Consider the following 23,869-nt stretch of genomic DNA (forward strand, 5'->3'; position numbering starts at 1 on the left):
GAGGCCGACAGCGCGCGAGCGCGCGCCAGTGATCGCGCCCGAGAGTGCGACAACGAGGGAGAGCGGGAGCCAGCATGAGCCGTCTCGACAGTTTCATCCGTCGCCTGACGGCACAGCGCGACATTCTCAACTATGTCAGCGAGCATCTGGCATTGCCTGACGAGGGCGCGGTCATGGAGATCGGGCTCGGCAATGGCCGCACCTTCAGCCATCTGCGCGAGCTTTATCCGCGTCGCCGGATCCTGGCCTTCGACCGGGCATGTGGCGCGCATGCCTCGAGCGTGCCGGAGCCGGGCTGCCTGATGCTGGGCGAGATCTGCGACACCGGGAAGAAGTTCGAAACGGGCGAGGCGGCCCTGGTTCATGCCGACATCGGCACCGGATATCCGGAAAAGGATGCCGTCACGCTGACATGGCTGCCGCAGATGGTGGCCGGCATGCTGGCGCCGGGCGGCATCGCCGTCAGCGGCCTGCCGCTGGACGAACCGTCGCTGCAGAGGCTTGAGGTGCCGGAAAGCGTGCCGCAGGACCGGTATTTCCTCTACCGGAAAGGGTGAGGGCGTTTCCGGCATAAAGCGGGTCGCGTCTATTTGGCATTCTGTTGGCTAAACGGAATGGGATGATCGACCGGAAACGCGCCGCCCGTCTGCTCCAGCGACAATGAGGCCGCTGTTACGCATTGGCGCCGATTTCCGATCGCCCCGAAGTTTGCGCCGGGACGGACCGTGGTGCCGCAAGCCGCAGTGGAGCGGGGAGGGCCGGATCGGCCCCCGCCGGAAATCAGCTACGCGGCCGGCAGTTGCTGTCGCCACGTTCGCAATCGCGCTGCGACGGACGGTCGTTGCGGCTCTTGTCGCGCTCAGGCCTCTTGCTATCCTGCTGCTTGTTGTCCTGCTGGCGCTGGTCGTATCCCCGCCGCTGGTCGTCGTTTCGCGTGCGGTCGTTGTTGCGATCCCTGTCCCGGTTTGCGTCGCGATCCCGGTCCTGATCCCGATTGCGGTCCCTGTCCCTGTCCCTGTCGTCGCTCGGCCGCCGGTCGTCCCTGTCGCCGCGCCCGTCCCAGTTGTCGTACCGGCGATAGTCGCGATCGTAGCGCGGTTCGACGACTCGGTAGCGTGGCGGCTCGGAATAGTAGCCGCCGCCGGAATAGCCCGATGTCTCGCAGCCGGCGAGTGCTGCGCCGAGCAGCCCGGCGAGGGGAAGAAGAAGCAGTTTCGACCGAATCATCGCAGTACCTCGTAAGTGCCTTCGGCAGGCACAGACCACAGAACTGTGGCGGGGTACAGGCTCCACCTGCCGAACACGCGCAGGCGAGGCGGCTTGCAGGTCAGGCAGTGCTTTCCCGTCCCGACAGGTATCCGCCCACAGTGCCGGCCGGTCGGCCTGCGGCGGTCGCCCGACGATGTTGGGCTGCTCGGCCTTCCGCGTTCCCGCCCGCAGGTGCGCCGCCACCGCCACCGCCCGCGGCATTCTCCGCTTTTCCGTCCGTCGGCACTTCCTGCTTCGATCGGTTGTTTCCAGCATCGCGGGTCTTGCGGTCCGTTGCGCGCGAATGGCGACGGGCCAACGTTCGTTACGCGCTCCGCGCATTCTCCGCATCCGCCGCAAACCGCCGGCTCTCGGCCTCGGTGACGAGGTAGACGCGTAGCGGCGCGCTGCGACCGCGGATGGTGATGACGTCGTCCTGCAGGCCTTCGACCACGATCCCGGATTGTCGCAGCGCCCTCTCGGAGACGACAATGGCGACGTCGTGCTGCTTTGCTGTGCTTTCCAGCCGGCTTGCAACGTTGACGGTGTCGCCGACGGCGGTCAGGCTCTTGGTCGAGCCGTAGCCCATCATGCCGACGACGCTCGGCCCGGTATGGACGCCGATCGCAACGCGCAGGTGCATGGCGAAGTCGTGGCCGAGTTCTTCGTTGAGATGGCCGATGTCGCGGACGATCGCGGCGGCGGCTGCCAAAGCCTGCCGGGATGCTTGCTCGTGCTTGCCGCCGAGACCGAACAGCGCCATGGCGCCGTCGCCGATGAACTTGTCGAGCCGCCCGCCGGCGTCTTCGACCGCCTGGCCGACGATCGCAAAGTAACGGTTCAGCAGGAACACCACGTCGTAGGGCAGCTTGGTCTCCGACAGGTCGGTGAAGGCGCGCAGGTCGCAGAACAGGACGACGATCTCCGCCTCCCGGCCCGGCCGCACCGGTTCGGTGGCAACCGGCAGGGCGGCATCCGGGTTCGGCGCCATCAGCAATGCGACACTGAGATCGGCGGTCGGATGCAACTGGCAGCCGAGCCGCACATCCGCATCCGCATGGATGCGCGAAAGCGTGGCGGCCTCGATCGTGCCGGGTGGGGGTAGGGGCGCGTAGGTGTCCAGAACGCGTACCCGGCAGGTGGAACAGCGCCCCTTGCCGCCGCAGACCGAATAGTGCGGCACGTCGCCGTAGCGGCTGGCCTCAAGCAGGCTGAGGCCGCGCGGGGCGCGCACCTGCGCCCCGTTGGAATAGCGGATGGTGATCTGTGAGGCGCGCTCGGCCAGCGTCCGCATGCGGCGAAGGACGGCAACGAGAAGGATGGCGGCGGAAAAGATTGCGTACAGGACGAACTTGATCTGGCCCAGCCCCTGCGCCACCGCTGCCTGGTCGATCGGCGGGCGGGTCGCGCGCAGCGACTGCGCATAGGCCGGGTCCATCTGCGGCGCACTCTCGGCCATGTGCGCGAGCATGCGCCCGACGTCCGCGAACCCGAGAAGGGCAAGCACCGGAACGAGGATGGCGACGGCAAAGAGCCAGGGAGCGGCTGTGGCATACCAGCTGCGATACCGCAGCCAGAAATAGACGCCGAAGCAGCCATGCGCCCAGATGAAGACAAGCGCTGCCGCCTGGCGCAGGCCCGACAGCGGATTGACCACCCACAGGCTGCGGATAACCATCCGGTAGTCGACCACGATGCCGTAGAGCGGCTGCGAAAGGCGGGCGGGGACGACGTGTTCAATGATGAGGAAGGGGATCAGCAGGCCAAAGAGAACCTGCGCAGCCTCGCGCATCGGCATGCGCAGCGTCCGGCGGTGGTACAGCGAACGCAGTACCAGTCCGACATGGGTGACGAGCGCGCCGTAAAGCAGGATCGTGCCGACCGGGTTGCGCCAGATGAGAGCGAAGACGACGCTGACGCGATCGGCCATATCGAGCGAGACGAGCAGCAGTGCATGGTTGAACAGATGCATGCCCACGAAGGTGAGCATGACAAGGCCAGACCCGAGGCGAAGCTTCTGCAGAAAACGTTCGGAGGTGATCGCCGCTATGGCCTTGTTCATGTTCCGGTCCGGCGATCCTGATCTGCGACTTGTGAAACTGCCATTTGCGGATTCCGTTCCGGACGCCTCGCCCGGGAGCTGAGAGGCTTTTGGCTTTGTCGGGCGCTATGGGCGGGCCGAGGCGAACGGCCGCATGCACTCCGCAAGGCCGATTCGTAATAACTATGCCAGTAACGCGGCCGGGAGAAGGCGGTAGATCGTTGACGCAGCGTCACATATTCAGGTGACGCTGCTGCCTGCCGGCCGAGGCGCGGCCACCCTTTGAACCCTGCTTGAAGATCAGGCGCCCTGCGCGGCGCGCCTGTCCACGTGGTAGTAGTCGCGATACCAGTCGACGAAGTCCCTCACGCCGGCGGCAAGCGGAGTTGCCGGCTTGTAGCCGGTCAGGGCCTGGAGAAGGTCCGGGCTTGCGAAGGTGCGCGGTGCCTCGCCGGGCTGCATCGGCAGCAGCTTGTGCCGGGCCTTGCGTCCGAGCGCATCCTCCAGCGTCGATACGAAGTCCATCAGCCCGACCGGATTTCCGCCGCCGATGTTGACGATGCGGAACGGCGCCTGATGCGACAGCGTATCGAGGCCTGTGGGAACGGCGACGCGATTGTCCTCGCCTGGAATGACGACGGACAGTTTCAGCATGGCCTCGACGAGATCGCCGACGAAGGTGAAGTCGCGGCTCATCCGGCCCTCGCCGTAGAGCTCGATCTCGCGGTCCTCGAGAATGGCATCGGTGAACTTGAACAGCGCCATGTCCGGACGGCCCCAGGAGCCATAGACGGTGAAGAAGCGGAAGGCCGTGGTCGGAAGGTTGTAGAGGTGGGCATAGCTGTGCGCCATGACCTCCATCGCCTTCTTGCTGGCGCCGTAGATCGTCAGCGGCTCGTCGGTGCGGTCGCCTTCGCGGAACGGGATCTTGTCGTTGGCGCCGTAGACCGAAGACGAGGAGGCGAGCATGAGGTGGCGCGCGCCGACGGCGCGGGCGGCTTCCAGAAGGTTCCAGGTGCCGAGGATGTTGGCCTCGACATAGGACTTCGGCTCCTCGAGGCTGTAGCGCACGCCGGCCTGCGCGGCGAGATGCACGATGACATCGGGGGCTGCGTCCTGAAGCGCACGGCGCACGCCGGCCTGGTCCTCGAGCATCACCTGATGGAAGCGGTAGGCCGGGAACTGCACCAGCCCCGCATTGCGCGCTTCCTTCAGCCTGACGTCGTAGTAGGGGGTCATTCCGTCAAGGCCGACGACTTCGTGTCCGGCCTCCAGCAGGCGCCGGGCGAGATGGAAGCCGATGAAGCCGGCCGTGCCGGTAATGAAGTAGCGCATGCTTATTTCCCGTCGCCGCTCCGGCCGATGCCGACATACTGGAAGCCGTAACGCGCCACTTCCTGCGGCGGGTAGACGTTGCGCAGGTCGACCAGGTTCGGCGCTTTCATCGTGGCATGAAGCTTGCGGAAGTCCAGTGCGCGGAACTCGTCCCATTCCGTGACCAGCACGAGCGCGTCGGCATCGGCGGCGATCGCGTAAGGATCGGCGCCGAATTCGACATTCGACAGGATGGCGCGGGCGCCGTCCATGCCTTCCGGGTCGAAGGCAGCGATCTTCGCGCCGTTATCCTGCAGGGCCTGGATGATGGTCAGCGACGGGGCATCGCGAAGGTCGTCGGTGTTGGGCTTGAAGGTGAGGCCAAGGACGGCGATCTTCTTGCCGCGCACCGAGCCGCCGCAGGCGGCGATCACCTTGCGGGCCATGGCGCGCTTGCGGTTGTCGTTGATGGCGACGGTGGTCTCGATCAGGCGCATCGGGCTGTCGGCATCCGACGCGGTCTTGACCAGCGCCAGCGTGTCCTTCGGGAAGCACGAGCCGCCGTAGCCGGGGCCGGCGTGCAGGAACTTGTCGCCGATGCGCTTGTCGTAGCCGATGCCCTTGGAGACCTTCTGCACGTCCGCGCCGAGGCGCTCGCACAGGTCGGCGATCTCATTGATGAAGGTGATCTTCATGGCGAGGAAGGCGTTGGCGGCGTACTTGATCAGTTCCGAGGTACGGCGCTCGCAGAAGAACAGCGGGCCCTCGTTGAGATGCAGCGGGCGGTAGACCTCGCTCATCACTTCGATCGCGCGCGGCTCGTCAGTGCCGACGACGATGCGGTCGGGACGCTTGAAGTCGCCGATGGCCGCGCCTTCGCGGAGGAATTCCGGGTTGGAGACGACGGAGAAATCCGCGTCCGGATTGGTCTCGCGGATGATGCGCTCGACCTCGTCGCCGGTGCCGACCGGCACGGTCGACTTGGTGACGACGACGGTGTAGCCGTCCATGGCCTTGGCGATCTGGCGGGCAGCGGCATAGACATAGGTCAGGTCCGCATGGCCGTCGCCGCGGCGCGAGGGCGTGCCGACCGCGATGAAGACGACGTCGGCCCAGGCGACCGCCTTTTCGAGGTCGGTGGTGAAGCTCAGCCGGCCGGACTCGCTGTTGGACTTGACGAGCTCGTGCAGGCCCGGTTCGAAGATCGGGATCTCGCCCTTGCGCAGCGCCTCGATCTTTTCCTCGACATTGTCGACGCAGATGACCTCGTGGCCGAAATCGGCGAAGCACACACCCGAAACAAGGCCGACATAGCCGGCGCCAATCATCACAATCCGCATATGAAACCCATCGTCTTGTTCTGTTCCGCCAGAGGGCGGTCAAATAGAAGTGCCGGCTTTGCGGCGGTTCGGATCGAACTTCTATTCATCCGGCGGAAGAAAGAAAGACATTTTTTGGCGAGGCGGGGAGTTGTACGCCGACGCTTTGCCCCGTGCTGCGCCGGGCAAGATGCGCAATCAGTGGCTGGTGGGCCGCTCTTCCGCGGCGCCTTGCCCGGTGGCGGGCGACGGCTTGCGGGCGGGCGAGGCATTTCGCCACGCGGTTTCGACGATGTGCTGGACGGTTTCACGATTCGCACCGGCGAAATAGAGCGAGGTCCAGCCCTTGTGCCCCCAGCCGCCCGGAACGGCGGCGCACAGTCCGGGTTCGGTTTGCAGAAGCATGGCCTGCTGGCCCGGCGTCAGCTTGCAGACGGCCCGGCCGGCTTCGGGAAGGGTCAGAAAGATACGTCCACGCACGCGAAAATCGCGCTTGCCGAAATGAGCGCTTTCCTCGGCGCCCGGCATTGCCAGCGCCATCTGGACCAGATCTTCGGATAACATGTTCAAAGGTAGCACGGATCGGGGTGGGCTGAAAGGTGATGCCGCGGCGGTGTTTTCTTGCCGGAATAGGAAAAAAATCCTTGACGGCGTGACGGTCGTTTGGTAGGGTATTGCTACAGTCGGAAAAGTGCGGGCGGAGAGGTCGCCGGGCGGCCGAAACGCTGTGGGTGGTCCCGGGAAAAGACGAGATCGATACCGGGCTACGCTGGCAGAACCGCTCGGGTCGCAACGCTGCCCAGGATGGGCCAAGCCACGCATGGCCATCGTTCTGGCGGCTATGACATGAGCGCGGGTCGCCTCCCTTGTCCGGGGTGATATCCGCCCGCCGACCGGCTGTTTGAGCTGGTTGTTCAGATATGAGCTGAAGCGCCCGTCCGGTCAGGATCGCGGCGCTTTTTTTGTTTCCGGAGCAAGTGATGCACGATTTTGACGACGTCGATCCAGGCCTGTTCGGCCTGCCGGCGACGCAGCCGGCCTATGACGGCTTTGCCGCGGGTGTGCGGTGGGGCGAAGGCGGCGCGGCGGCGGTTCTCGACCTCAAGTCGGAGGTGGATGGCGACCCGCTCGGCGACATGCAGGCGATGCTGTCGCAGATGACGAAGGAATTGCGCGAACGCTTCCAGCGGTTCCAGAGCCAGCGGCGCTCCGCCGAGCAGATTGCCGCCGAGGCGGCCGACGAGGCCGAACGCAAGCTCGGGCAGGCCGACGCGAAGGCGGCGATCGAGGCTGTATCGCTGATCGTGCGCACGCTGGAGAAAATCGACAGCCTGCAGCGGACGATCATGAGCGAGCGGCGGGATGCCGAGGAGCGTCAGGGCGAGGTGGCCGACATCGACGCGCTGATCGCCGAGTTCGACCGCCGCGTCGAGGCGAAGGCGCGCGCTTATCTCGAAAAGTGGAAGGCGGAACATGGGACCTGCGCGGAGCGGACGGAAGGCGGCGCGGTTTCCGGCAGTGGCGCCGACGGCAAGAACGGCCCGTGAGGAGCGCCGGCTCGCCCGGAAGATCGAAAAGGCAATTGCAAAGGCGAGCGGGCGCATGGCGGATGAGGCGGCACGCGTGGGCAAGCGACATAAGGCGGCAGTGACAGATGCACTCGCCACGATGACGGTGCTGCAAGCGCGGATCGGATCCAGCAATGTTGCGGAAGGTGCTGCCGGCGAAAAGGCCGCGCAGCAGCAAGCCGTTCGTGCGGCGGAGGGGACGGCGCAGCCAGCGCAAGTTGCCGCGGTGCGGGCGAAGCCTTCGACAGACCCTGAGGTAGAGGTGAGGCCAACGGCGGATGCCGCGGCTCAGATGCGGCCATCAACAATCGGCGATGGCGCGGCGGGCGGCGGATGCAGTTCGCATTCTCCCGGCGCCACCGTTGCTGCTGTCGTTGAGGGCTTGGCCTGGGGCACGGAAAAGGATGCGAACCACATGGAGTGTGCCATCGGAACCGGAAGAGAAACCGGAACCGGTACGGGCTCTGGTCTTGGCACCGCTCCGGGCCTGAGCGAAACGGAACGTGGCACACCGCAGTCGGTTGACTGTGGCGGCATCGAAACCGGGGCGGATCTGGCGTCAGCTATCGACCGGCCGCTGGATGTTGCCGGACTGCCGCTGGCTGCGGGTCTCCGCCTGTGGGAATTGCAACGCCACCCCGCGCAGGAGCCGCCAAAAGGCGACTGGCGCGTCTGGCTGCTGATGGGCGGGCGCGGATCGGGCAAGACGCGGGCGGGGGCGGAATGGGTTCACGAGGTGGCGCGCAGGACGGGCAAGCTCAGGATCGCGCTGGTGGCCGAAACTCTGGGCGACGCCCGCGAGGTGATGATCGACGGAGTTTCCGGCATCTGCCGCATCGCGCGGCGGCACAGGCCGGAATTCGAAGCCTCGCGCCGGCGGCTGGTGTGGCCGAACGGGACGATCGCGCAGATCTTCTCGTCGGAGGATCCCGAAAGCCTGCGCGGCCCGCAGTTTCACCTGGCGTGGTGCGACGAACTCGGCAAATGGCGGCATGGGCAGGAAACCTGGGACATGCTGCAGTTCGGCCTGCGGCTGGGCGACCGGCCGCGGACGCTGGTGACGACGACGCCGCGTGCGGTACAGATTTTGCGGGCGATGGCGTCCGACCGGGGCACGGTGCTGGCGAAGATCCGCACTGCCGACAATGCAGGAAACCTGGCGAAAGGTTTCATCGAGGCGCTGAACGAGCGCTATGGCGGCACGCGCCTCGGACGGCAGGAACTGGACGGCGAGATGATCGCCGACCGCGAGGATGCGCTGTGGAGCCGCGACAGGCTGGAGGCGATCCGCCAGCGGATGTCCGGGCCGCTGTCGCGCATCGTCGTGGCGGTCGATCCGCCGGCAACGGCCTCGGCGCATTCCTGCTGCGGGATCGTCGTGGCCGGGCTCGACGAGGCGGGCCGGGCGGTGGTTCTCGCCGACCTCTCCGTCGTGGGCGCGAGCCCGGCCGGATGGGCGGGGGCTGTGGTCCGCGCCTTCCGCCGCTTCGACTCGGACCGGGTGGTGGCCGAGGTCAACCAGGGCGGCGACATGGTAACGGCGGTGCTGCGCAGTATCGACGCGGCCCTGCCGGTGACCATGGTGCGGGCGACGCGCGGCAAGTTCCTGCGCGCCGAGCCGGTTGCAGCACTCTACGAGCAGGGGCGGGTGGTCCATGCCGGCAGTTTTCCCGAGCTGGAGGACCAGATGTGCGACTTCGGTCCGGACGGATTGTCTTCCGGCCGGTCTCCCGACCGCCTCGACGCGCTGGTCTGGGCGCTGACGGCGCTGGTTCTGGAACGGCGCGGCGAGCCGCGCGTGCGAGAGATTTGATGCAATTATAGCGAGCTTACATGAATTATGCAGTTTTTGCGTGCATTTCGTTTTCCGTTATGGTTGAGTGCGCTGAAACCGCCGGATGCATTCGACGACGGCGATAGAGCAGACACTGCCACAGAGCGGAGCGTGGCAAGTGCTGCGGCCGCATTGCGACGGGGCTGATTTGCGCGGGGTGGCGTGGTGCTTGAAGAGAGCAAACGCGGCCTTGGCCGGCCGGGCGCGCACCGAGGCCGCCATGCGCTTGTGGAAAATATTGCTGTGACGGAGGGGATGATGTCGATCAACCGAAAGTTCTTCTTCGACCGGGTGCGCACGCACCTCTACAAGAACGGGTTGGACCAGGACGCCGTGGACGGGCATTCGGCGATTCTTGACCGCTGGGAAAAGGACATCCCGAAAGACGACGACCGCTGGCTCGCCTACATGCTGGCGACGGCCTATCACGAGACGGGCGGAAGGATGCAGCCGGTCGAAGAGAACCTGAACTATTCCGCCAAGCGCCTGCTCGAGGTCTTCCCAGGGCGTTTCAAGGATGCGGCGGAGGCGGCGCGTTATGCCGGAAAGCCGGAAAAGATCGCCAATCGCGTCTATGCCGACAGGCTGGGCAATGGCGACGAGGCAAGCGGTGAGGGCTGGCGCTATCGCGGCCGTGGGCTGGTGCAGATCACCGGGAAGACGAATTACGAAAAGTTCGGAATCGCAGAATCCCCGGACGACGCGCTGCAGACGGACGGCGCGCTCACCATGCTGTTCGACGGCATGATCGAGGGGCGCTATACGGGCAAGTCACTGGGCGACTTCTTTGACGGCCCACGCGAGGAATGGGTCGAGGCGCGCCGCATCGTCAACGGCTACGATCGTGCCGACGACATCGCCCGTTACGCAAAGCACTATTATTCGGCAATCAGCTACACCACCGGCTGAGGATCTGCCAGAACCGACACCGCGGCGGCCGACACCGAGCCGCCGGCGACAGCCCTTTCGACGAGGACATTTCCGATGAGATTTCCGTTTTCATTGCCCTGGCGGCGCGCCGGGGCGAATGGCGTTGCCATTCCCGAAACCAAGGCGACGGCAGGAGGCTTCGTGACGCTGACTGCGGAGGGGCGCGCCCGCTGGACGAGCCGCAGTTATGCGGCGCTGGCACGCGAGGGTTTCATGCGAAATCCGGTGGCGCACCGCGCCGTGCGGATGATCGCCGAGGCGGCGGCTTCGGTGCCCTGGCTGGTCTACGAGGGCGCGGAGGAGACGACGGACGATGTGGCCGTCGCGCTGCTGGCCCGGCCGAACCCGCGCCTGGGCGGCAACGAGTTCTTCGAAGCGCTGTACGGCCACCTGCTGATCTCCGGCAACGCCTTCATCGAGGGCGTGCGCATCGGCGGGACGCTGCGCGAACTGCATCTTCTGCGGCCCGACCGGATGCGGGTTCTTGAGGGGCGGGACGGCTGGCCGGAAGCCTATGAGTACCGGGCTGGCGGCCATGCGCGGCGATATCCCGCAGCGGCTGATCCGGCCGGCGAGGAGGGGGCCGCCGTGCTGCATCTGCGGCTCTTTCATCCGCTCGACGATCATCTGGGTTTTGCGCCGCTGGAGGCTGCCTCCACAGCGCTCGACCTCTCCAACGCGGCCGCGCACTGGAACAAGGCGCTGCTCGACAATTCGGCACGTCCTTCCGGCGCGCTCGTCTACCAGCCGAAGGACGGCGGCAATCTCGCCCCCGACCAGTATGAGCGGCTGAAGGCGGAGCTGGAGGAGGGCTATTCCGGACCGGCGCGCGCCGGCCGGCCGATGCTTCTGGAGGGCGGGCTGGACTGGAAGGCGATGGGCATGAGCCCGCGCGAGATGGACTTCGTCGAGGCGAAGAACGGGGCGGCGCGCGACATCGCGCTGGCTTTCGGCGTGCCGCCGATGCTGATCGGCATTCCCGGCGACGCGACCTATGCCAACTACCAGGAAGCCAACCGCGCCTTCTGGCGCCTGACGGTGCTGCCGCTGATCTTCCGCACCGCTTCTGCCCTGTCGGGTTGGCTGTCGGAGGGGCGGGAAACGGCGCTGCGGCTGGCGCCGGACCTCGACCAGGTGTCGGGGCTTTCGGCCGAGCGCGGCGAACTGTGGTCGCGGGTCGGCGCGGCGACTTTCCTCAGCGACGAGGAGAAGCGGCAGGCGGTGGGATACTGACGTCCATCAGGCGCGCGTGTTCTGTGTGAAGTTCATGGGACGCGGGTCGGGCGCTGAAACCGCCAAAGGGGCGGTTGAATCGGCTTCTCAGCCGATTGAATCGATCTCCCAGCGGCGTCCGCCAAGAGATTCAAAAGATTCGGAAATTTCCAGGAGACGGGACGTCGCGCCTTGCCGGGCGGCGGCGTTGCGTTCGCCTGCGTGAACCGGGCGACATCAGGTATATCGGAAAGGTTTAACGATGGCTGACTTCGGAAACGACGCGCCGCTCTGGGGCGCACGCTGGGTTGGCTCGGCGGCGGGTGCTGCCGTGTCGCTCGTCTATATGTTGCCCAAGGGGCGGCGCGAGGCTGCCTCGCGTTTCATTACCGGCCTGACCTGCGGGATGATCTTCGGCGGCCCGACCGGGATGTGGATCGCCACCCGCCTCGACATCGTCGCCTTCATCTCCCGCTACGAGGTGACGCTTGCAGGCTCCGCCGCCGCCAGCCTGAGCGCCTGGTGGGGGCTTGGCGTGCTGATGCGGGCGGCAGACAGGATGAAGGGCTAGAGCGTGTCGTAGCCGATGGGAGCCAACGGAATGGCTCCAAATAGACGCCACACGCTTTGGAAGACCGAGGGAGTGGCGGGCGGTGCCGGTCTTGTGCCGCGCCGGTTTCCTGCGGTCACCTGCTCGCTCCTTTTTCCCCTCATTCGCCTGCCGGCACCTTCTTCCCGCAGGCGGGGAGAAGGCGGGTGCGGCGACGTTTCTGTTCCTTCCTGGGTGTCGGCGGCTTGCTGCGGCTTCGTGGCCTTTCTGCGGCCTGTGGCTGCCCGCTGCCCCTGCCGACGGGTTCGTTCCAATATCGGAGACTTCTCATGACGACTGACGGGCTGCCGGTCTGGCGGACGAAGAAATATGCGGACCTGACGCTGTCCGGCGTGACCGGAGACGGGGTCTTTTCGGGCTATGCGAGCGTGTTCGAGGAGGTGGACCTGGGCAAGGACGCGATCCAGCCCGGCGCCTTTGCAAGATCGCTGCAGAAGCGTGGGGCGGCGGGCGTGCGCATGCTGTTCCAGCACGATCCGAACGAGCCGCTGGGCCGCTGGCGGACGATCCGCGAGGACGGGCGCGGGCTCTATGTCGAGGGCGTGCTCTCGCCCGGCGTGGCGCGGGCCCGCGAGGTGCATCAGCTGATGAAGAGCGGTGCGCTCGACGGCCTGTCGATCGGCTTCCAGACCGTTCGTTCGCGGACCGACCGCGTAAGCGGGGTGCGACGCATCCTCGAGGCGGACCTGTGGGAAATCTCGATCGTGACCTTTCCGATGCTGCCCTCGGCGCGGGTCTCGAATGTCAAGAATGCGCGGTGGTTCCGCGATCGCGAAACCGAGCTGGTCCGTTCCATGCGGCGGGCGGCGCGGATGATGAAACTCTAGAGCAATTCCGGTGAAATCCGCTTCACCGGAATTGCTCCAGATCCTTATTTTTCCCCGCATTTCCAGCCGAAGCGATGCCGCTTGGGCTGGAAATGCTCCAGCCAAAAGGAAGACGCAATGAGGATGGAAATTACGACCACCGCGCCGGCGATGACCGCAGCGCCCGAGACCAAGGCGGCACCCGAGACGATGACGGCGGCCTTCGACGACTTCATGGAGGCCTTCGAGGCGTTCAAGGAGACGAATGACCGCAGGCTCGGCGAGATCGAACAGAAGCTTACGGCCGACGTCGTCACCCGCGACAAGCTGGAGCGCATCAACAAGGCGATGGACGAGCACAAGCGCACGCTCGACCAGATGGCGCTGAAGAAGGCGCGGCCGGCGCTTTCGCGCGGCAGCGACAGCATCGAGGCGGCCGAGCACAAGCAGGCGTTCTCCGCCTATATCCGCCGCGGCGACGAGGCGGGGCTGCGCGAGCTCGAGGGCAAGGCGATGTCGGTCGGTTCCGCCGCCGATGGCGGCTACCTGGTGCCGGCCGAGACCGATACCGAGATCGGCCGCCGGCTTTCGGCGGCCTCGCCGATCCGGGCGCTTGCCACCGTCCGGCAGGTCTCCTCGGCCGTCCTGAAGAAGCCGTTCTCGACGAGCGGCATGGCGGCCGGCTGGGTAGCCGAGGCCGCGGCGCGTCCGCAGACCGGGACGGTGCAGCTTGCCGAACTCGCCTTCCCGACCATGGAACTCTACGCCATGCCGGCGGCGACGGCCGCCTTGCTCGACGATGCGGCCGTCGATGTCGAAAGCTGGATCACCTCCGAGGTCGACGTCGTCTTCGGCGAACAGGAGGGCACCGCCTTCGTTACCGGTGACGGGGTCAACAAGCCGAAGGGCTTTTTGAGCTACACCAATGTTGCCGACGACGACTGGGCCTGGGGCAGCATCGGCTACATCGCCACCGGCAATGCCGGCGCCTTCAAGGCGGCCGGTCCGTCCGACACGCTGGTCGACACGATCTACGCGCTGAAGGCGGGCCACCGCCAGAACGCCTCCTTCGTGATGAACCGCAAGGTGCAGGCCGAGATCCGCAAGTTCAAGGACGCCGACGGCAACTATCTCTGGCGTCCGCCGGCCGGACCCGGCCAGCAGGCCTCGCTGATGGGCTTCCCGCTTGCCGAGGCCGAAGACATGCCCGACATCGGCGCAAACAGCTTCTCGATCGCCTTCGGCGACTTCCGCGCCGGCTATCTCGTCGTCGATCGCACAGGCGTGCGTGTTCTGCGCGATCCCTATTCTGCCAAGCCCTACGTGCTCTTCTATACGACCAAGCGCGTGGGCGGCGGCGTGCAGAATTTCGAGGCGATCAAGCTGGTGAAATTCGCCGCAAGCTGAGGCGGCGATCCGCAACCAAACGCCATGATCGGCGTTTCCTTCGAACGCATCGTACCGGCGGGTATCCCCCAAGCCGCCGGTATGAGGGGTGGATGCGGAAGGCCTCCCGCCGCATCCACCCGCCTCCGATCTACCGCATGTGTGCCTTGGAACACTGGCGGCGAAGCATCGGCCATCCCTCCCAATCGCGAGCCCCTCCATGACCATTGCCGAACTTTCTCCGCCAGGCGCGGAGCCGATAACGCTTGCCGAGGCGCGGGCACACCTGCGCCTCGACGACGGCGCCGAGGACGAGCTGCTGGCCGCCCTCGTGCGCACCGCGCGCGAGCACCTGGAGCACGTGACCGGACTGGCGCTGATTGCGCGAAGCTTCCGCCTCTATCTGGATGCCTGGCCCGCAAGCCGGATGATTCAGATCGTCAGGGGGCCGGTGCAAGCCATTGACAGCGTTACGGTTTACGACGACGCCGGCATGCCGGTGGAGGTCGCTCTGTCCGGTGCCGTGCTCGACGGCGCCGCGCGCCCGGCGCGGCTGATGCTGCCGGAGCTGCCGGCGCCCGGCCTGGCGCTGAACGGTATCGAGATCGACTTCACCGCCGGCTTCGGCGAGGCGGGCACCGACGTGCCGGACACCCTGAAGCGGGCGCTGCTGACGCATGTGGCGGCAATGTTCGAGCTGCGCGGGGTTCTATCGGCCAGCGACCAGCCGGGCGCGGTGCCGCCCGGCTACGAGCGGCTGGTGGCACCCTTCCGCATCCGGAGGCTGTGATGGCACGCCTTTCCTTCGATGCCGGCGTCTTCACCGCAAGGGTGGTGCTGGAGCGCTCGACGGAGACGCCGGACGGGCAGGGCGGCGTCAGCCGGACCTATGTCGCACTCGGCTCCGCCTGGGCGCGGATCGAGCCGGTCTCCGCAGGCCGCTTCGCGACGGCGGATACGGATGCAATGCGGGTGACGCACCGGATCTGGCTGCGCAACCGTGACGACCTTGCAAGCGGCATGCGCCTTAGGAAGGGCGCCCGCCTCTTCGACATCAGGACGTTCCGCGACCCGGACGAGAGCCGGCGCTACGTCGTCTGCGACTGCGAGGAGATGGAACGATGAGCGCCGCATCCGCCTTGCAAAAAGCGATCCACGACAGGCTTGCCGGCGACGCCGCCCTGACGGCGCTGATCGGCGCCGGTGGCATCTGCGACCGGCTTCTGGACCGGCAGCACCTGCCGGTCGTCGTCATCGAGGCGATCGAGAGCCGCGACCATTCGACCGCGACGGAGGTGGGCGAAGAGCATTTCATCACGCTCGCCGCCTGGTCGAAGGCGGACGGGCACCGGGAGGCGCAGGCAATTGCGGCGAGGCTGCATGCCCTGCTGCACGACGCCGGTATTCCCGTCACAGGCTTCACCCTCGTCAGCCTGCTGCACCGCTCCACGCGGATCGGCCGCGACAGGGGCAAGCCGTTCCACCGCGCCGAGATGCGCTTCCGCGCGGTGACCGAATGAGATTTGTCGGGGGCGCCGTTGCGCGCCCTCCGACCGAACGGGACGTCTGATCGAACTGAAAAGGAGTGGCGCATGGTGGCGCAAAAGGGACGCGACCTTCTGCTGAAGGTCGAGGACGGCGGAAGCTATGTGACGGTCGCGGGGCTGCGCTCCAAGCGGCTGTCCTTCAACGCACAGACCGTCGATGTGACGGACGCGCAGTCGGCCGGGCGCTGGCGCGAGCTTCTGGGCGGCGCGGGCGTGCAGCGCGCATCCGTCTCCGGCAGCGGCATCTTCAAGGACCAGGCGTCGGACGCGCTGGTGCGGGCGGCGTTTTTCGCCGGTACCGTTCTTTCCTGGCAGCTGGCGATCCCCGATTTCGGGACGGTGACGGGCGCGTTCCAGATCACCGCGCTCGAATATTCCGGGTCGCATGACGGCGAGGTGCTGTTCGAAATTGCCCTCGAATCGGCCGGCGCGCTCGCATTCGGGGTGCCGTGATGACGGGGCGGGCCAATCGGCGACGCGGTGAGATCGAGGCGGTGCTGGACGGCGAACGCCGCATTCTCTGCCTGACGCTCGGCGCGCTGGCTGAGCTGGAGACGGCGTTCGCCATCGACAGCCTGAATGAACTGGCGGCCCGTTTTTCGCGCGGGGCCATCGGCGCGCACGACATCATCCGCATCGTCGGCGCGGGTCTTCGGGGCGGCGGCAACCTCATGAGCGACGAGGACGTGGCTGCCATGACGGCGGAGGGCGGGATCCAAGGGTTCGCGCGCATCGTCGCCGAACTTCTGTCCGTTACCTTTGCGCCGGCGGCGAACGAACATGGATCGCGCGCGGCCGGCAGCACCGGCGGTGCGGCAGCGGCGGGTGGCGACGTCCAAAACCCTCCGTTGCCGCATCCGGGGAGCGGCTGAGCCCATCGGCAGCACCCTTTCCCTGGAAGGCGGCGCTGCATGAGGGGCTTTGCCGGATGCGGCTGGATCCGAAGACGTTCTGGGCGATGACGCCACTGGAACTGGCGATCGCAAGCGGCCTGCATGCCGAAGCGCCAGCCGGTGGCGCCCCCGACCGCAACGCCCTGCTGGCGCTGATGCGCAGCTATCCCGACCGGGGGCGCATGGCGGGAGCGGCGGGCGGCGGCGCTGTCGCTACGCCCGATCGTTGAGCGGCCTGCCAACGTGCTGCGCGTCCAATTTGCGGATCGTCACGGCATGGGCGGGATCTGCCTTAGGCGTTCGCTGCAATTTCGGAAATGAGCGAAGGGAGCAATTGCGATGGCGGAAATGGATGATCGGCCGCTGGCCGGCACCGTGGAGAGTGCGGAGGCCCTGCGCGACGTGTTCGACGATCTGGAGGCGCGCTCGCGCTCCTTCGGCGCCGCGCTGACGGGGGCGCTCAAGGGCGCGACGGTCGACGGGCGCGGGCTCGAGGGTGTGCTGAAGGGACTGGCCTTGCGGATCAGCGATATCGGCCTTTCGGCGGGATTGAAGCCGCTCGAAGGGCTGATCGGTTCGGCACTGTCGGGTCTTGCGGGCAGCGTCACGCCGTTTGCCAAGGGCGGGGTCGTCGCTGCGCCGACCTATTTTGCGACGGGCACTGGTGCGGGCGGCGGCCTCGGCCTGATGGGCGAGGCGGGTGCGGAGGCGATCCTGCCGCTGCAGCGCGGACCGGACGGAGCGCTTGGCGTCGCCGCAGGCGCAGGCGGCGGGGCGACGAACATCGTCTTCAACGTGAGCGCGACCGACGCGGCAAGCTTCACGCGCTCGCAGGGACAGATCGCGGCCATGCTGACACGCGCGGTCGGCCGCGGCCGGCGCGGCCTTTGACGTTGGCGGAGTAACCACCATGACCGGATTTCACGACGTCCGCTTTCCCTTGCGGATCGCGCTCGGCACCAGTGGCGGCCCGGTGCGGCGCACCGACATCGTCTCGCTTTCCAACGGGCGGGAGAACCGCAACCGCCGCTGGCACAATGCAAGAAGGCATTACGACGCCGGTTCCGGCGTGCGCTCGATCGACGATCTCTATGCGGTGCTCGCCTTCTTCGAAGCGCGGGCGGGGCAGCTCTACGGCTTCCGCTTCCGCGATCCCGTCGATTTCAAGTCCTGCGCGCCGGGCGAGGCGATCTCGCCCACCGACCAGCACGTCGGCACCGGCGACGGCGAAACGGCGGGCTTCCAGCTCGTCAAGGTCTATCGCGATGCGGGCGGGTCAACGACGCGGGTGATCGCAAAGCCCGTGCAGGGCAGCGTGAGCGTATCGGTCGACGGGGTGGCCGCGCCGGCAGCGGACTATGCGGTCGACCACGACAGCGGCGTGGTCACGTTTTCGGCCGGCGCCATTCCCGCTGAAGGACAGGTCGTGCGGGCGGGTTTCGAGTTCGACGTGCCTGTCCGCTTCGACACCGACCGGATCGACATCGATCTCGCGCAGTTCAGCGCCGGTCGCATTCCCTCGATCCCGCTGGTGGAAGTATTGCCATGAGACAGATCCCGGCCGACCTGGCCGCTCACCTGCTAAACGACGCCTCGACCCTGTGCCAGTGCTGGCGCGTGACGCGGCGTGACGGAACCGTGCTGGGCTTCACCGAGCACGACCGCGACCTTGCCTTTGCCGGCCTGGCGTTTCATGCGGCGAGCGGCTTTCAGGCGAGCGACGCGGAGGCCGGGTCCGGCCTTGCCGCGGAGGCGAGCGAGATCGCGGGCGGCTTTTCTTCCAGCGCGATCAGCGAGGCCGACCTCGTCGCCGGCCGATATGACGGGGCGCAGGTCGAGGTCTTCCTCGTCGACTGGCAGGAGCCCGCACGGCGCATGCTGGTGCGGACCGGCGAGATCGGCGAGGTGACGCGCGCGGGTGCGGCCTTTCGCGCCGAGCTGAGACGGATGACGCACTCCCTCGACCAGGTGAAGGGCCGCATCTACGGCCACCGCTGCGACGCCATTCTCGGCGATGCGCGCTGCGGCGTTGCTCTGGAAGCGGGCGGTCTGCGCGCGGACGGTGAGGTGAGCGAGGTTCTCGACGAGCGGCGATTGCGGGTAACGGGGCTCGACGGCTTTGCCACGCGCTTCTTCCGCTATGGGGTGCTGACCTTTGCCGACGGGGAAAATGCCGGGCTGGCCGCCGATATCGAGGACCATCGACAGGGGGAGGACGCGGCGGAATTGACGCTGTGGCTGCCGATGGCGCTGCCGGTCGCCGTCGGCGACCGCTTCTCGGTTGTGGCCGGCTGCGACAAGAGCTTTACGACCTGCCGGGCGAAGTTTGCAAACCACCTCAATTTCAGGGGTTTCCCGCATATGCCCGGAAGCGATTTCGCCTACGGATATGCCGATGGCGACACGGTGCATGACGGCAGGCCGCTCTATGAATGAGGCGGGCAATGCTCAGCGGGCCGTCGAAGCTGCGCGCGGCTGGATCGGCACGCCCTATCGCCATCAGGCGAGCCGCAAGGGTGTGGGCTGCGACTGTCTCGGACTTGTGCGCGGGGTTTGGCGCGAGCTCTACGGCTGCGAACCCGAGGCGCCGGGACCCTACCAGCCGGACTGGGCGGAGCGGGACGGCGGCGACCGGCTGCTTGCCGCCGCCGTCCGCCATTTCGGCCCGGCGGTGCCGCCTGGGGAGATGGTCGCAGGCGACGTGCTGCTCTTTCGTTGGCGGGCCGATTGTGCCGCCAAGCACGTGGGTATCCTGAGCACTCCGGGGCACTTCATCCACGCCTACGAACAGGCGGCGGTGATCGAATCCGCACTCGTGCCCGCATGGCGGCGGCGGGTCTGCGGTGTCTTCCGGTTCCCGGAAAAGATCTGAAGCCGATCGCCCCGCTGCCCGGAAGACCGGCGGTGACGGGACTGTTCGTGCTGGCGGAATCGGTCTGTCAGGGAACTCTGACAAGACGTTGCAAACATTCATTTTCGTGCGGTGCGCGGCGCGGTGAAGCGGTCGGTTGATCATTCCGCGGGACATCGTAACTAGCCGGAGGCGGTTTCATGGCGACAATCCTGTTTCAGGCGGCGGGTGCTGCGCTGGGCGGCATCTTCGGGCCTTTCGGGGCGATCGCCGGCCGCGCGATCGGGGCACTTGCCGGCTCGGCGGTCGATCGTGCGCTGATCGGCGGAAGCTCCACGGTGAGCGGACCCCGGCTGCAGGACGGCCGCATTCCGGGCGCCGACGAGGGGGCCGGCGTCAGCCGGGTCTACGGCACCGCGCGCGTCGGCGGCACGCTGATCTGGGCGACGCGTTTCGAGGAGGAGGTGACCTCCGAGCGGTCGGGCGGAAAGGCGACCGGCCCGCGCGTCGAGACCTACAGCTACTTTGCCAATTTCGCCGTTGGCATCTGCGAGGGACCGATCGCCGGCGTGCGCCGCGTCTGGGCGGACGGGCGCGAACTCGACCTGACCAGCATCCCGATGCGCATCCATCGTGGCGATGCCGATCAGCTGCCGGACCCGCTGATCGAGGCGAAGCAGGGGACGGGCAACGCGCCTGCCTATCGCGGCCTTGCCTATGCCGTTTTCGAGCGGCTGCCGCTCGACGGCTTCGGCAACCGGATACCGATCTTGCAGTTCGAGGTGCTGCGTCCGACGGGTGCGCTGGAAAACCGGATCCGTGCCGTCACGGTCATTCCGGGGTCCAGCGAGCACGGCTACGATCCGCGCCGGGTGACGGAGCGGATCGGCGCGGGCGAGGGGCGCAACATCAACCGCAACAACAAGGTCGCGCAGTCCGACTGGACCGCCTCGATCGACGAGCTGCAGGCGCTGTGCCCCAATCTGGAGCGCGTGGCGCTGGTCGTCGCCTGGTTCGGCACCGACCTTCGCGCCGGCCATTGCCGGATCCTGCCCGGCGTGGAAGTGGCGTCGCGCAGCGACGAAAGCCGGCCCTGGCGGGTCGATGGCATCGGGCGGCAGGCGGCGCATCTCGTCAGCGAAAGCGGCGGCGGCCCCGCCTATGGCGGCACGCCCTCCGACGATGGCGTCGTTGAGGCGATTGCCGACCTCAGGGCGCGAGGTCTGACGGTTTATCTCTATCCCTTCGTGCTGATGGACGTGCCGGCGGGAAACGCGCTGCCCGATCCCTATGGCGGCACGGGGCAGCCTCCCTATCCCTGGCGTGGGCGGATCACCTGCCATCCGGCACCGGGGCTTCCGGCGAGCGCCGACAGGACGGCTGAGGCCCGCGCGCAGGTGGCCGCCTTCTGCGGGGACGCACAGGCGGCCAACTTCTCCGTTTCGGGAGCATCGGTCTCTTTCGGTGGCGACGACGAGGGCTATCGCCGCATGGTCCTTCACTACGCGCTGCTGGCGGAGGCTGCGGGCGGCGTGGACGGTTTCATCATCGGGTCGGAAATGCGCGGGCTGACGCAGGTGCGTGACGGGGCGGGCGCATTTCCCTTCGTCGAGGAATTGTGCGCGCTGGCGCAGGACGTGCGCGTCGTCCTCGGACCGGAGACGAAGCTGACCTACGGTGCGGACTGGAGCGAATACTTCGGCTATCACCCGGCCGACGGCAGTGGTGAGGTGCATTTCCATCTCGATCCGCTCTGGGCTTCGCCAGCGATCGACGCTGTCGGCATCGACAACTACATGCCGCTGTCCGACTGGCGGGACGGTGACGCGCTTTCGGGCAATCCGGACGGCTTCCGGCTGGCGGACGACGAGGAGGCGATGCGCGGCATGATTGCCTCAGGCGAGGGCTTCGACTGGTACTATGCGGATACGGAAGGCCGCGCCGGGCGCGTGCGCCTGCCGATCACCGACGGTCTGGCAGGACGCGACTGGCTCTATCGCTACAAGGACCTCGCCGGCTGGTGGACGAACCTCCACTATGAGCGCTCGGGCGGGGTGGAGCATGCCGAGCCGACCGCCTGGGTGCCGCGCGCAAAGCCGATCTGGTTCACCGAGCTCGGATGCCCGGCCGTGGACAAGGGCGCCAACCAGCCGAACGTTTTCACCGATCCGAAAAGTGCGGAGAATGCGCTGCCCTACTTTTCCGGTGGCGGACGGGCGGACGCGATGCAGCGCCGCTTTCTCGACGCCCATCTCGACTGGTGGCGGCGCGCGAGCGGGCCGGAGCCGGCCATGGTCGATCCCGACCACATCTTTGTCTGGACCTGGGATGCGCGCCCCTATCCGGCTTTTCCGGAGAACGACGCGCTCTGGGCGGACGGGCACAACTGGCAGCTCGGGCACTGGCTGAATGGGCGGCTTGGCGCATCGACGGTTGCCGATACGATCGCGGCGATCCTGCGCGATCACGGCTTTGCCGATTTCGACGTGTCGATGGTGAGCGGCGACCTCACAGGCTTCGTGCAAGCCGAGCCGGTGTCGGCGCGCAGCCTGCTGGAAACGCTGATGGCGGCTTTCCAGATCGACGCGATCGAGGAGGGGCGGACGCTCTGCTTCCGATCGCGACTGCGGGCGGCGCTGCCGGCGCATGCGATCGACGTGCTTGCCGAGCGTCCCGACGAGACGGCCTTCGAGGAGGTGCGTGGCCATCCCGGCGAATTCGCCGGCGAAGCCGTGCTCGACCACATCTCGGACACCGCAGCCTACCAGCAGGTGACCGCCCGTTCCCGCCGCAAGACGACCGGGAACGACCGGCTGCTACGCCTGTCTCTGCCGGCGGTGATGCATGCGACCGCTGCGGCAGGCGCGGTGGAGGCGGCCCTGCGGGATCATCGTGCCGGTATGCGCAGGTTGAGCTTCAGGCTGCCGCCGAATGCGCTGGCGGTCACGCCGGGCGACGTCGTGGAGCTTGTCGACGGACCGGAAGGGCGTTTCGTCGTTACGCGCGTCGCCGAGGGCGAGGTTCGCGAGATCGAGGCGCAGAGCTTTGCGGGCGGCGAGGCGAGCGTACCGGCGCCGGCTGCGCTTCGCGCCGCCCGTTCGACCGCCGGCCTGGAGGCATCGGCATTTCTGCCGGAGGTGAGCTTCCTCGATCTGCCTTGCTTCGAGGCGGGGACGGAGGAGAGTTTCGCCCGCGTCGCGGCCTATGCGAAGCCATGGCGGCCGATGCTGGTTTCGTCCTCGTCGGGCGCGGAAGGCTATTTGCCGCGCGTCCGCCTCGAACGGCCGGCGCGGATCGGCACGCTGGTGGCGGACCTGCCGCCGGGCGTTTGGGGACTGTTCGACCGGGCCAATGCGCTCGAGGTCGAACTCCCGTTCGGAGCACTTTCATCCATCGGCAGGAATGCGGTGCTGGGGGGCGAGAACCGGCTGGCGATCGCAACGCCGGGAGGCGGCTTCGAAATCCTCGGCTTTCTCGAGGCGGAGGAAATCGCTCCCCGGCGCTGGCGGCTTGCCGGCCTGCTGCGAGGACTGGTCGGCAGCGAGGACGCCATGGTCGAAGGGCATGCCGCAGGTGCCACGTTCGTCATTCTCGATGGCGCGGTGCGGCCGCTCTCGCTTGCCGCCGAGGAGGCGGGGCGCAGCTTCAACTTCATCGCCGAGGCACGCGACGTTTCCGACGTGCCCGTTCCGGCGGTCTTTGCCGGCGGCATTCGCGCGAAAACGCCGATCGCGCCGGTGCATCTGCGCGGCCGGCGGATCGAGGGCGGTGGCGTCAGGTTTTCCTGGATACGTCGCGCACGGCGCAATGCGGACGGATGGGATGGCTTCGACATCCCGCTCGACGAGCCGTTCGAGGCCTACCGCCTCGACATCCTGTCCGGGGTAACGGTGATTCGCTCCGTGGAAACGGATACGTCTTCCTACGTCTACCAGCCCGAAGACGAGCTTTCCGACTTCGGCGCGGCGCAGTCGTCGCTCACCATTCGCGTGCGGCAGCTCGGGCTGCTCGTCCGAGAGGGCGTCGCCGCGCGCGGGACCATCGCACTTTGATCAATTCCAGCAAGGGAGCCTTCCATGGAATCGGACCTCAAACCCTGGTACCTGTCGAAAACCGTATGGGGTGGCGTGCTCGCGATCGCAGCCTCGATCCTGAACCTCGCCGGCATCGAGTTGAGCGACGGCGATCAGGCCACGCTGGCCGATCAAGTGACGGCTTTTTTCGCCGCGGCCGGTGGAATCATCGCTATTGCGGGACGACTGGCCGCCAACAGGCGGTTGCGCTGACCGCGGCCAATCTGCGCGCGAAAT

The 23,869-nt window shown here is 67.1% G+C and carries 25 protein-coding genes; 20 read left to right on the forward strand and 5 right to left on the reverse strand.

From position 1 onward, the window contains the following. Window positions 1-74: 74 nt before the first annotated feature. On the forward strand, window positions 75-557 hold the full coding sequence (locus tag HV823_RS02825) for a class I SAM-dependent methyltransferase (protein ID WP_176948244.1): 483 nt from the start codon (window positions 75-77) through the stop codon (window positions 555-557). A 223-nt stretch (window positions 558-780) separates the two neighbouring features. Here HV823_RS02825 and HV823_RS02830 read toward each other — a convergent pair whose 3' ends face one another. The 5 genes from HV823_RS02830 to HV823_RS02850 form a co-directional block, all read right to left on the reverse strand. After that, window positions 781-1,227, reverse strand: coding sequence for a hypothetical protein (locus tag HV823_RS02830; protein WP_176948245.1), 447 nt, complete (start codon window positions 1,225-1,227; stop codon window positions 781-783). A gap of 346 nt (window positions 1,228-1,573) precedes the next feature. Next, complete coding sequence (locus HV823_RS02835; protein WP_246300845.1) at window positions 1,574-3,310, reverse strand: adenylate/guanylate cyclase domain-containing protein; 1,737 nt, start codon at window positions 3,308-3,310, stop codon at window positions 1,574-1,576. Between the two features lie 279 nt (window positions 3,311-3,589). Then, window positions 3,590-4,624 (reverse strand): NAD-dependent epimerase/dehydratase family protein, encoded by a 1,035-nt coding sequence (locus HV823_RS02840; RefSeq protein WP_176948246.1) that lies wholly within the window; start codon window positions 4,622-4,624, stop codon window positions 3,590-3,592. Window positions 4,625-4,626: 2 nt separating this feature from the next. Continuing rightward, entirely contained in the window at window positions 4,627-5,943 is a 1,317-nt protein-coding gene (locus HV823_RS02845; protein WP_097135944.1) for a UDP-glucose dehydrogenase family protein, read from the reverse strand. A gap of 177 nt (window positions 5,944-6,120) precedes the next feature. Then, window positions 6,121-6,486 carry an MmcQ/YjbR family DNA-binding protein gene (locus tag HV823_RS02850; RefSeq protein WP_176948657.1) on the reverse strand — a complete coding sequence of 122 codons (366 nt, stop codon included), beginning with the start codon at window positions 6,484-6,486 and terminating at the stop codon, window positions 6,121-6,123. 416 nt (window positions 6,487-6,902) lie between these two features. On the opposite strand from HV823_RS02850, the gene HV823_RS02855 reads away from it, so the two are divergent. The 19 genes from HV823_RS02855 to HV823_RS02945 all read left to right on the forward strand — a co-directional run bounded on the left by HV823_RS02855 (window position 6,903) and on the right by HV823_RS02945 (window position 23,845). Further along, on the forward strand, window positions 6,903-7,469 hold the full coding sequence (locus HV823_RS02855) for a hypothetical protein (protein WP_176948247.1): 567 nt from the start codon (window positions 6,903-6,905) through the stop codon (window positions 7,467-7,469). 436 nt (window positions 7,470-7,905) lie between these two features. After that, on the forward strand, window positions 7,906-9,303 hold the full coding sequence (locus HV823_RS02860) for a DNA-packaging protein (protein WP_246300854.1): 1,398 nt from the start codon (window positions 7,906-7,908) through the stop codon (window positions 9,301-9,303). Window positions 9,304-9,582: 279 nt separating this feature from the next. Further along, a complete protein-coding gene (locus HV823_RS02865) occupies window positions 9,583-10,233 on the forward strand; it encodes a hypothetical protein (protein ID WP_246300856.1) in 651 nt (216 codons plus the stop codon). Window positions 10,234-10,308: 75 nt separating this feature from the next. Beyond that, window positions 10,309-11,487: a phage portal protein gene (locus tag HV823_RS02870; RefSeq protein ID WP_176948248.1), complete on the forward strand. Its 1,179-nt coding sequence runs from the start codon at window positions 10,309-10,311 to the stop codon at window positions 11,485-11,487. A 241-nt stretch (window positions 11,488-11,728) separates the two neighbouring features. After that, the gene (locus HV823_RS02875) at window positions 11,729-12,037 is read left to right on the forward strand and encodes a DUF6107 family protein (protein ID WP_176948249.1); all 309 of its coding nucleotides are present in this window, start codon (window positions 11,729-11,731) and stop codon (window positions 12,035-12,037) included. 308 nt (window positions 12,038-12,345) lie between these two features. Continuing rightward, complete coding sequence (locus HV823_RS02880; RefSeq protein WP_176948250.1) at window positions 12,346-12,903, forward strand: HK97 family phage prohead protease; 558 nt, start codon at window positions 12,346-12,348, stop codon at window positions 12,901-12,903. A gap of 123 nt (window positions 12,904-13,026) precedes the next feature. Next, window positions 13,027-14,289: a phage major capsid protein gene (locus HV823_RS02885; RefSeq protein ID WP_425487636.1), complete on the forward strand. Its 1,263-nt coding sequence runs from the start codon at window positions 13,027-13,029 to the stop codon at window positions 14,287-14,289. 199 nt (window positions 14,290-14,488) lie between these two features. Then, on the forward strand, window positions 14,489-15,058 hold the full coding sequence (locus HV823_RS02890) for a head-tail connector protein (RefSeq protein WP_176948252.1): 570 nt from the start codon (window positions 14,489-14,491) through the stop codon (window positions 15,056-15,058). After that, a complete protein-coding gene (locus tag HV823_RS02895) occupies window positions 15,058-15,393 on the forward strand; it encodes a phage head closure protein (RefSeq protein ID WP_176948253.1) in 336 nt (111 codons plus the stop codon). Before HV823_RS02890 ends, HV823_RS02895 begins: the two co-directional genes overlap by 1 nt. Then, window positions 15,390-15,788 (forward strand): DUF3168 domain-containing protein, encoded by a 399-nt coding sequence (locus HV823_RS02900; RefSeq protein WP_176948254.1) that lies wholly within the window; start codon window positions 15,390-15,392, stop codon window positions 15,786-15,788. The genes HV823_RS02895 and HV823_RS02900 overlap by 4 nt, the downstream gene beginning before the upstream one ends. 72 nt (window positions 15,789-15,860) lie before the next feature. After that, entirely contained in the window at window positions 15,861-16,268 is a 408-nt protein-coding gene (locus HV823_RS02905; RefSeq protein ID WP_176948255.1) for a phage major tail protein, TP901-1 family, read from the forward strand. Further along, complete coding sequence (locus tag HV823_RS02910; RefSeq protein ID WP_176948256.1) at window positions 16,268-16,687, forward strand: gene transfer agent family protein; 420 nt, start codon at window positions 16,268-16,270, stop codon at window positions 16,685-16,687. The genes HV823_RS02905 and HV823_RS02910 overlap by 1 nt, the downstream gene beginning before the upstream one ends. Continuing rightward, window positions 16,684-16,938, forward strand: coding sequence for a rcc01693 family protein (locus HV823_RS02915; protein WP_176948660.1), 255 nt, complete (start codon window positions 16,684-16,686; stop codon window positions 16,936-16,938). Before HV823_RS02910 ends, HV823_RS02915 begins: the two co-directional genes overlap by 4 nt. Before the next feature lie 118 nt (window positions 16,939-17,056). Then, complete coding sequence (locus HV823_RS02920; RefSeq protein ID WP_176948661.1) at window positions 17,057-17,599, forward strand: phage tail tape measure protein; 543 nt, start codon at window positions 17,057-17,059, stop codon at window positions 17,597-17,599. A gap of 19 nt (window positions 17,600-17,618) precedes the next feature. Further along, window positions 17,619-18,257, forward strand: coding sequence for a DUF2460 domain-containing protein (locus tag HV823_RS02925; protein WP_176948257.1), 639 nt, complete (start codon window positions 17,619-17,621; stop codon window positions 18,255-18,257). Further along, complete coding sequence (locus tag HV823_RS02930) at window positions 18,254-19,144, forward strand: DUF2163 domain-containing protein (protein WP_176948258.1); 891 nt, start codon at window positions 18,254-18,256, stop codon at window positions 19,142-19,144. Before HV823_RS02925 ends, HV823_RS02930 begins: the two co-directional genes overlap by 4 nt. Further along, the gene (locus HV823_RS02935; protein WP_246300865.1) at window positions 19,119-19,580 is read left to right on the forward strand and encodes an NlpC/P60 family protein; all 462 of its coding nucleotides are present in this window, start codon (window positions 19,119-19,121) and stop codon (window positions 19,578-19,580) included. Before HV823_RS02930 ends, HV823_RS02935 begins: the two co-directional genes overlap by 26 nt. Window positions 19,581-19,759: 179 nt before the next feature. Then, on the forward strand, window positions 19,760-23,611 hold the full coding sequence (locus HV823_RS02940; protein WP_176948259.1) for a baseplate multidomain protein megatron: 3,852 nt from the start codon (window positions 19,760-19,762) through the stop codon (window positions 23,609-23,611). A 24-nt stretch (window positions 23,612-23,635) separates the two neighbouring features. Then, window positions 23,636-23,845, forward strand: coding sequence for a hypothetical protein (locus HV823_RS02945; protein WP_176948260.1), 210 nt, complete (start codon window positions 23,636-23,638; stop codon window positions 23,843-23,845). Window positions 23,846-23,869 lie beyond the last annotated feature (24 nt).

It is taken from the genome of Mycoplana rhizolycopersici (genome assembly GCF_013378445.1).
In the GTDB taxonomy this organism is placed as follows: domain Bacteria; phylum Pseudomonadota; class Alphaproteobacteria; order Rhizobiales; family Rhizobiaceae; genus Mycoplana; species Mycoplana rhizolycopersici.